Source organism: Neisseria sp. P0009.S007 (assembly GCF_051962515.1).
The window spans coordinates 1-265 of sequence record NZ_JBQCVF010001128.1; the positions used below are offsets into that span (position 1 = coordinate 1).

1 protein-coding gene is annotated in these 265 nt (G+C 58.9%); it reads right to left on the reverse strand.

The window, feature by feature from the left end; genetic code table 11:
* On the reverse strand, positions 1 to 265 hold a 265-nt coding region (locus ACTHS3_RS18020; RefSeq protein ID WP_440368793.1), incomplete at both ends, for an ATP-binding cassette domain-containing protein.

A 265-nucleotide genomic window follows, 5' to 3' on the forward strand; every position in this document is an offset into this window, starting at 1 on the left:
TTGTCGAGGTGTTCGAGGCCGCGGATGTCGTCGTATGGGGCGGGTTCTTCTTGGGCGCGGTTGAGTTCGCGGGCGGTGATTTTGGCGAGGGTGTCGTTAATCAGGGTGGATTTGCCGCTGCCGGATACGCCGGTGATACAGGTAATTAACCCGAGCGGCAGTTCGAGGGTAACGTTTTTGAGGTTGTTGCCGCGCGCGCCTTTGAGGACAAGCATCCGCTCGGGATTGACGGGCGTGCGTTCAGACGGCACGGCAATGGTTTTTT